Origin of the sequence: Arthrobacter crystallopoietes BAB-32 (assembly GCF_000328305.2) — a bacterium.
Classification (GTDB): domain Bacteria; phylum Actinomycetota; class Actinomycetes; order Actinomycetales; family Micrococcaceae; genus Crystallibacter; species Crystallibacter crystallopoietes_A.
In genome coordinates this window covers 1-2,039 of sequence record NZ_ANPE02000342.1, presented here as the reverse complement: position 1 = coordinate 2,039, position 2,039 = coordinate 1, and the positions used below count along the sequence as shown (strand labels likewise).

Annotated in this window: 1 protein-coding gene; it reads left to right on the top strand. The window is 72.6% G+C overall.

Annotated elements, in window-relative coordinates:
• The coding region (locus D477_RS20890; RefSeq protein ID WP_005275661.1) for an Lhr family ATP-dependent helicase at positions 1 to 2,039 on the top strand (2,039 nt) is incomplete at both ends.

The following is a 2,039-nucleotide window of genomic DNA, read 5'->3' as shown; positions in this document are numbered from 1 at the left end:
GGAGGCCGCGCTGGAGCGGCTGCGCGCCAGCGGCCTGGATGACTGGGCGGCGGAGAACCTGCTGGCCTACCTCGGCGAGCAGCGCCAGGCCACGGACATCATCCCAAGCGACCGCGCCCTGGTGGTCGAGCGGTTCCACGACGAGCTGGGCGACTGGCGGGTGGTGCTGCACAGCCCGTTCGGCCTGCCGGTCCACGCGCCGTGGGCCCTCGCGGTAGGCGCGCGGCTGCAGCAGCGCTACGGGATGGACGGCTCCGCCATGGCGGCCGATGACGGGATCGTGCTGCGCGTGCCGATGATGGAAGACGAGCCGCCCGGCGCCGACCTGTTCCTCTTCGACCCGGAGGAGCTGGACCAGATCGTCACCGCCGAGGTGGGCGGGTCCGCCCTGTTCGCCTCGCGCTTCCGCGAATGTGCCGCCCGTGCGCTCCTGCTGCCGCGGCAGAACCCGGCCAAGCGCACCCCGCTCTGGCAGCAGCGCCAGCGCTCGGCCCAACTGCTGGACGTGGCGCGGAAGTACCCGACGTTCCCGATCGTGCTGGAAACCGTGCGCGAGTGCCTGCAGGACGTCTACGACCTGCCGGCGCTGAAGGACATCGCCGGCGCCATCGAACGCCGGGAACTGCGCGTGCTCGAGACCTCCACGCCGCAGCCGTCGCCGTTCGCCCGCTCGCTGCTCTACGGCTACGTCGCCTCCTTCCTCTACGAAGGGGACTCCCCGCTGGCCGAGCGCCGCGCCGCCGCGCTCTCCCTGGACCCGACGCTGCTGAACGACCTGCTGGGCCGGGCGGAACTGCGCGAGCTGCTGGACGCCGCGATCATCACGCGCACCGAGCGCGAACTGCAGCGCCTCATCGAAGACCGCAAGGTCCGCGGCGCCGAGGGCATTGCGGATTTGCTCCGCCTGCTCGGGCCGCTAACGACGGCGGAAGTCGCCGAGCGCGTCCGGCCTCCGGAGGCGGAGGTACTGGAGCATGCGGCGGGACCGGCACCGGTGGCCTCCGCGGACGTCGAGCCGCTGCTGGCGGAACTGGCGCAGGCCAACCGTGCGCTCAAGGTGGGCATCGCCGGCGTCGAACGGTGGGCCGCAGTGGAGGACGCCGCCCGGCTGCGCGATGCCTTGGGCGTTCCGCTGCCGATGGGCGTGCCGCTGGCCTTCATCGAACCGGTCGCGGATCCGCTCGGGGACCTGGTGGGCCGCTATGCCCGCACGCACGGTCCGTTCACCGCGCCGGAATGCGCCGCGCGGCTGGGCCTCGGCGTGGCCGTGGTGGAGACCGCGCTGCGTCGGCTGCTGAAGGACGGGCGGGTGGCGGACGGGGAATTCCGGCCGCCGGACAGCGATCCGCCGCCGCAGCCGGGCCTCACCGAATGGTGCGATGTGGAAGTGCTGCGCAGGATCCGGCGCCGTTCGCTGGCCGCGCTGCGCCAGGAAGTGGAGCCGGTGGAGGCGGCCACCTACGGGCGTTTCCTGCCGGCCTGGCAGAACGTCGGGTCCGGCCTGCGCGGGCTGGACGGCATCGCCACGGTGGTCGACCAGCTCTCCGGTGTGCCGATCCCGGCGTCCGCGTGGGAACCGCTGATCCTGGGGTCGCGGGTTGCCAACTACGCGCCTGCGATGCTGGATGAGCTGATGGCCACCGGGGAAGTGCTCTGGTCCGGTGCCGGTTCGCTGCCCGGCAATGACGGCTGGGTCAGCCTGCAGCTGGCGGAGAACGCGCCGCTGACGCTGGCTCCGCAGCCGGATTTCGAGCCCAGCGTGCTGCAGTACGAACTGCTGAACGTGCTCTCGGCACAGGGCCAGTACGGCGGCGGTGCCTTCTTCTTCCGCCAGCTCGCCGACGCACTGGTGGCCGGCGGCACCCAAGCCGCGGATGCCGATGTCGTTACTGCCCTGTGGGAACTGGCTTGGGCCGGCCGGATCACCAATGACACCTTTGCGCCGGTCCGCGCGCTGCTGGCCGGCGGGACCACCGCCCACCGGCAGCGTCCCACGGCACCGCGGGCCCGGTCTGCGCGGCTGGGACGGATCGGGCGGA